The organism is Candidatus Methylobacter oryzae, from assembly GCF_003994235.2.
In the GTDB taxonomy this organism is placed as follows: domain Bacteria; phylum Pseudomonadota; class Gammaproteobacteria; order Methylococcales; family Methylomonadaceae; genus Methylobacter_A; species Methylobacter_A oryzae.
Map to the genome: position 1 here is coordinate 23,447 of NZ_RYFG02000080.1, position 6,215 is coordinate 29,661.

Below are 6,215 nucleotides of genomic sequence, written 5' to 3' on the forward strand. Positions count from 1 at the left end.
AGAACTCTTGCCATATATTATTCCAAAATCACTCCCGATACATACGTTACTAACGTACGACTTAGATATTCATTTGCGTCGAGAGGAAATTGAAATCAGCGACTTGGCTATAGGGTAACAAACCCAGTAAAGGCGCATGCACAGTACTCTTTATAGTCTGTATATTCTCGTCCCGGCATAACAATTCCGGGTCCGTGCAAACCGCAATCCAGCCGGCGCAGTTTAGACCCGACTGTTTTACTGCCTGATAAGTCAATCTTGCGTGATTAATACAACCCAACCTAATCGCAACAACAATAATAACCGGTAATGCCAGCGCTCGTGCCAAATCGCTGATAGACTCGCGATCATTTAAAGGCGTACACCAGCCTCCGGCGCCTTCAACAACGATGATATCAGCCATATTTTTCAATAGCTCAAACTTGGTAGCCAGCCATTGTAGATCGACCGGATTTTTTACTCCGGCAATATGGGGCGATACAGGGAACTCGTAAGCGTAAGGGTTAATTAGATCATAATCAATCGGCACCGAAGCATTTTCTTGTATCAGCAACGCATCTTCATTTCTCAACCGGCCGTCCTGAATCAAGCAGCCGGAAGCAACAGGCTTCATGCCTGCGACCGATTGCCCGCGGCTTTTAAAATAACGCATCAGTGCAATCGTCGCCCAAGTCTTGCCGACATTAGTGTCGGTGCCGGTTATAAAGTAGCCTTTTTCCATTAGCTTGCCTTAACCATGATAACCTCGAAAGTTGCAGGAACCCGATCGCCGACCCGATGCTGCTCGTAAGCCGCAATCATGCGCTGCATTTGGGCCTTAGTAGTGATGTTTTGATTACGTCCGGCCATTACATTATGCGCACCGATATGCTTTAACTCTCTCATCAGCGCCCAAACCGAATCATAGTTTGGATTATATAGCCTAATTTCAATCGCTATCTTTGTGAACCCCGCTTGCCGGAGAAAATGCGTCAGTTGTTGCCCGCTGTAAAAATCGTTAACGTGCCGGTAGTCGTCAGCTGCGGCCCATGCGGATTTCAGCTCCTGTAGCGTTTGCGGACCGAATATCGAAAAAACCAGCTGACCGTCCGGTCTCAGTACGCGTTTAATATCCGCAAAAACCGCGCCCAGATTGACGCACCACTGCAATGCCAGATTCGAGAAAACGCCATCGACGATTTTTTCGGCAAGCGGCAACTGTTCCGCATCGGCGCAGATATAACTGACATTTTGCGTAGTGGCCAGCTTCGTCCGCGTTACCTGTAGCATCGGCAACGCAATATCCAACGCGACAATAGATGTTGAGTTCGCCAACAGCCCGGACGTTAAAAAACCGGTGCCGCAGCCCAAATCCAATAGTGTTCCTGCAACGCTTTCGCTACCGGCAATATTCAATAGTGTCTTGCCGACGGTGCGCTGTAGATCGGCAACACCGTCATAAGTGGCCGAAGCCGCCGCAAACGACTGCTTGATTTTGGCTTTATCTAAATACATTGCTTGTCCATAAATCGAGAAATAATCGCCAGCGTTTCCTCGCTATGTGATAAAAACGGCACATGCCCTGCCCTGTCGATGATGTTTAATTCAAGACTTGGCAACAACCTCTGCATTTGTTGACCTACAGCAACAGGAACCAATGTGTCCAGGCCGCCCAATATGACCGACACAGGAATGTTTAATGCAGATAATGCCAACCTTAAATCGGTTTGCTTGAGTATATCCAAGCCGCCTTGCAAGGTTTTTGCATTAGGTGCATCGCGCTCCAACACGGCAGCTTTCAGCGTTTTCAAAAGATGTTTGTGATCCGGCAAAGCGTTTACTTGCAGCGATAAAAATCGTAGCAAAGTCGTCTGACAGTTTTGGTGCAAATTCCCGGCAAAGCCGTCCAGCAAGCGAACATCGATACCCGGCCATGCCAAACCGGAATTTGTAAACATCGGGTTTCCCGCCAGTAACACTAACGAAGACACCCGCTCGGGATAAAGCCTGGTTATATCGAGCACTACCGCAGCCCCCAAAGACCAGCCCAACCAACAGCACGGTTCGGAAACCAAGCCGACCAGCTCGGCGCTGATCCGCTCCAACGTAAACGGATCGATTGCTTCGCTTCGTCCGTGCCCCGGCAAATCGATGCAAGTGACCCGGTAATGTTGCGCCAACTGCATCGCAAACTCGCGCCAAATACCGCCATGCATCGCCCAGCCATGCACCAATACGATAGGTTTGCCGTTGCCGAATGTTTCCAGATGGATTTTTGTCACTTGCGCCCCAAAGTAATTTTGACCAACGCATCCAATAGCCCGTCGACGTGCCGCTGTTCGTGCAATGCCGAAAAAGTCACCCGCAGCCTTGCACTGCCTTGCGGTACCGTTGGGGGACGTATCGCGCTGACCAGAAAACCGGCATCCAACAGCTCATTACTAATATCCACGGCTGCCTGGCTGCCGCCTATCAGGATAGGCTGTATCGCGGACGCTGACGGCATCACCTGCAAGCCGACCTGCTCGGCGCCCATCCTGAATCGCTCCGACAGCTGCTTAAGCTTATCCCTGCGCCAGCTTTCTTCGATCCCAAGTCTCAAGCTTGCCCGTGTCGCTTCGGCCACCGCCGCCGGTAACGCGGTGGTATATATGTAAGTGCGGGCTCGTTGGATCAAGGTTTCAATCAGCGTCTCGGAACCGGCGATGAATGCGCCGAACGTGCCAAAGCCTTTTCCCAGCGTACCCATCAACACCGGCACATCGTCTTGATCAAGGCCGAAATGCTCAACAACGCCGCCTCCGTGCTCGCCGATAACGCCCAAACCGTGCGCATCGTCGACCATCAGCCAGGCATTATGTTTTTTTGCCGTAAGCGCCAATTCATCCAACGGCGCAAAATCACCATCCATGCTGAATACGCCATCGGTCACGACCAGCTTGTTGCCGACAGCTCTATCCAGATTGGCATGGAGATCGGCCGCGTCGGCATGAGCGTAACGCTTAAACCTTGCACCGGAAAACAAGCCGCCATCCAACAGCGAAGCATGGTTTAACCGATCCTCAAACACCGAATCGCCACGGCCCAATAAAGCCGAGATCGCACCGATGTTGGCCATATAACCGGTAGAAAACAACAATGCCCGGTCGCGGCCGGTGAATGCCGCCAGCTCTTCTTCCAAGGCATGATGAGCCGCGCTATGTCCGCAAATCAAATGCGCCGAACCGCTGCCGACGCCGTACCGATCTACGCCGGCTTTGAAAGCATCGACCACTTCCGGGTGATTGGCCAAACCCAGATAATCGTTGCTGCAAAAATTGACAACATGTCTGCCGTTAATTTCCAAGTTAATACCTTGAGGAGATTCGCTAACCCGCCGGGAGCGATATAAACCTTGCCGGGCAATATCGTCGAGGCCGGCTGCTAATTCTGGGAACGGATGCGCCATTAGATTTAAAGTTTTTGTTCACGAAAAGCACAAAATAAATTGCTTCGAGTATTTTCGTGTTTTTCGTGGATCAATAGATTTTTCAAGATCAAGCGTAACTTGAACCGCCCGAACGGATACCCAGCCTGTCAAACAAAGCTAAGTCATGATTAGTCATTGGATTATCGGTGGTCAATAACTTGTCGCCGTAAAAGATCGAATTGGCACCGGCCAGAAAACACAGCACCTGCATTTCATCGCTCATATTATTACGGCCTGCGGACAACCGGACCCGCGACTCCGGCATCATGATTCTGGCAACGGCTATGGTCCGGATAAAGATGATAGGGTCAAGTTGTTCTGTACCCATCAGCGGCGTCCCCTCAACCTGCACCAGCATATTGACAGGCACACTTTCAGGATGCTTGGGCAGGTTTGCCAGCTCGATTAACAACTTGGCACGATCAACATCGCTCTCGCCCATGCCGACAATACCGCCGCAACAGACGTTAATCCCGGCATCCCTAACACGCGCTAAAGTATCCAAACGGTCCTGGTAAGTCCGCGTGGTGATAACTTCGGAATAGTAGTCTTCCGAGGTATCGAGGTTGTGATTGTAATAATCCAGGCCACCTTCTTTTAAACGGGCGGTCTGCGCATCAGTCAACATACCCAAGGTTACGCAAGTTTCCATGCCTAGCGCCTTAACGCCCTGGACCATCTCGACGACTCGCTCAATATCCCGGTCTTTAGGCTGACGCCAGGCCGCGCCCATGCAAAAGCGCGATGCACCTTGATCTTTAGCCAGTTGTGCCGCCTGCAAAACTTTATCGACCGGCATTAACGCTTCGGGCGTTAAATCGGAATCGTAACGGGCGCTTTGCGGGCAATAACCGCAATCTTCCGAGCAAGAACCGGTTTTAATGCTTAACAGGCTGCTGACCTGTACTTCATTAGGGTCGAAACTCTGACGGTGTACGGTTTGCGCCTTGAAAATCAGGTCATTAAAAGGCAACGCATAAAGCGCTTGCACTTCGTCCAACTGCCAGTCATGGCGAATTGCGGGTTTTGCAGACATTCTGTTAAGCTCCGGTGTGTAGGGGCGAGGTTCAAAGCCCATCAATCGCGAGCGACGACAAACTTGTCAACCTATTTAAGTAAAAATGGTATACAACTGGATCGATATTATACAGGATTACCTGCTGCCGCCTACCTGCATCTTGTGCGGTAATCCTGGACAACAGGCTCGCGACATTTGCGACTCGTGCTATATGCAACTCCCCAGAAATAATCATTGCTGTTACCGTTGCGGTGAAATACTGGAAACACTGATCACGGCCCCTGCACTTTGCGGCCGCTGCCTAAGCCGGCAGCCGGCTTTTGACGAAACGTACGCGCCATTTATCCACCAAGGAGCTATTCGGCATTTGATCAACACTTTAAAATTTAGTGCTAATTACAAGAATGCCCGTTTACTGGGCATGTTATTGGCAGACCATCTGAGACAAAGCGCCGAACAGCCTGAGCTGATATTACCGGTACCGCTGCATGACTCCCGTTATCGCGAACGCGGCTTCAACCAAGCCATAGAAATTAGCAGAACCGTAGCCAAAGAATTACAGGTTCCGTTAGACCTCACCGGCTGCAAACGCTGCCGCGATACCCCTCACCAAATTCAACTATCGGCCAAAAAACGCCATAAAAACCTGAAAAACGCTTTTTCCGTCGTCAAGCCTCTTCACGCCCAACATATTGCAATACTTGATGATGTGATGACCACAGGCTCAACAGCCCATGAACTCGCCTATGTATTGAAAAAAGCCGGGGCCAACCGCGTTGACGTTTGGGTTTGCGCCAGGGCTTGATTCTTATTAGTTAAAACCGCCCCATCCAATCAGCATAAGAGATAGACAGCACTAGAGAGAAAATTTTGCGGTAATTCTTGCCCCACGTATCAGCATCCAAAAACATTCAACGCATCAATACAATCCATTGAAAATAAAATTATTGTTCTCCGCCCGATAACGACTTGGTTTCGTCTTTGGTTTCCTGCCCAATACTTTCGACAACACGCTTGGTACCATGACCGATTTCGATGGCCGCATCCCTGGTTCCATGTCCAATTTCTCTGGTGACATTACGCATTGTATGACCTATCGTTCTTCCAGCCTCTTTAAACTCGGCACAGGAAGACAATAGCACTGCAGAAAATATAATAAGCAAAACAAATAATCTTACACATGAAGCGATCATTTCTTTTTAGCCTTTAGAATTAAAAGCTGAATTCTACAATATCGTCAGGGCACTTTCCCGCAAAAGACACGATCCTTAAGCCATTAAAATCAAAACATTTTTAAGATTTTACAGACCAGGCTTTTTACTGTGAAAGCCAATATCTTGCGCGTAATAGAGCAGATTTATCCTTCACGTAAACAAGCAGCCAAGCGTCGTTTGTATCTTTTGTAGGCTCGATTCGACAAGCGATGTAACCTGCTTTCCCGCTTAATATTGCGCCGCCCCGAATACCCGGTTTTAAGCTCAGAATTTTTACGGTGCCGACGGCTACGCTCAATATCAAGATCGATTAACTTTTCATACAGATTCCATGCTTGTATCGCTAATTCTCTTGGGGTCATTAGCCGAATCCTCACCGCGAGTAAGTTTCTTTAACAAAACATATTAATCGAGGCGATAAGATGCCGATATATCGCTAAATACCTAAGTGCGTGTTTTAAAAGTAGCCATTGAGTTGCAAAACCTGCAAAATTTAAAATTTGCAATGGCTAAAAGAAAACACCGCAAGCGCTAC

The 6,215-nt window shown here is 49.2% G+C and carries 7 protein-coding genes; 1 reads left to right on the top strand and 6 read right to left on the bottom strand.

Annotated elements, in window-relative coordinates; genetic code table 11:
- Positions 1–61: 61 nt before the first annotated feature.
- From bioD to bioB, 5 genes are all read right to left on the bottom strand, one after another.
- The gene (gene bioD, locus EKO24_RS08515) at positions 62–721 is read right to left on the bottom strand and encodes a dethiobiotin synthase (protein WP_127030197.1); all 660 of its coding nucleotides are present in this window, start codon (positions 719–721) and stop codon (positions 62–64) included.
- A complete protein-coding gene (bioC, locus tag EKO24_RS08520; protein ID WP_127030196.1) occupies positions 721–1,494 on the bottom strand; it encodes a malonyl-ACP O-methyltransferase BioC in 774 nt (257 codons plus the stop codon). Before bioC ends, bioD begins: the two co-directional genes overlap by 1 nt.
- Positions 1,485–2,261 carry a pimeloyl-ACP methyl ester esterase BioH gene (bioH, locus tag EKO24_RS08525; protein ID WP_127030195.1) on the bottom strand — a complete coding sequence of 259 codons (777 nt, stop codon included), beginning with the start codon at positions 2,259–2,261 and terminating at the stop codon, positions 1,485–1,487. Before bioH ends, bioC begins: the two co-directional genes overlap by 10 nt.
- Positions 2,258–3,427 (bottom strand): 8-amino-7-oxononanoate synthase, encoded by a 1,170-nt coding sequence (gene bioF / locus EKO24_RS08530; RefSeq protein ID WP_127030194.1) that lies wholly within the window; start codon positions 3,425–3,427, stop codon positions 2,258–2,260. The genes bioH and bioF overlap by 4 nt, the downstream gene beginning before the upstream one ends.
- An 88-nt stretch (positions 3,428–3,515) precedes the next feature.
- Positions 3,516–4,484 carry a biotin synthase BioB gene (gene bioB, locus EKO24_RS08535; protein ID WP_127030193.1) on the bottom strand — a complete coding sequence of 323 codons (969 nt, stop codon included), beginning with the start codon at positions 4,482–4,484 and terminating at the stop codon, positions 3,516–3,518.
- A gap of 85 nt (positions 4,485–4,569) precedes the next feature.
- On the opposite strand from bioB, the gene EKO24_RS08540 reads away from it, so the two are divergent.
- On the top strand, positions 4,570–5,271 hold the full coding sequence (locus EKO24_RS08540; RefSeq protein ID WP_127030192.1) for a ComF family protein: 702 nt from the start codon (positions 4,570–4,572) through the stop codon (positions 5,269–5,271).
- A gap of 139 nt (positions 5,272–5,410) precedes the next feature.
- Here the strand turns inward: EKO24_RS08540 and EKO24_RS23140 are convergent, their stop codons facing one another.
- Complete coding sequence (locus tag EKO24_RS23140; protein ID WP_241674439.1) at positions 5,411–5,551, bottom strand: hypothetical protein; 141 nt, start codon at positions 5,549–5,551, stop codon at positions 5,411–5,413.
- Positions 5,552–6,215: the final 664 nt, after the last annotated feature.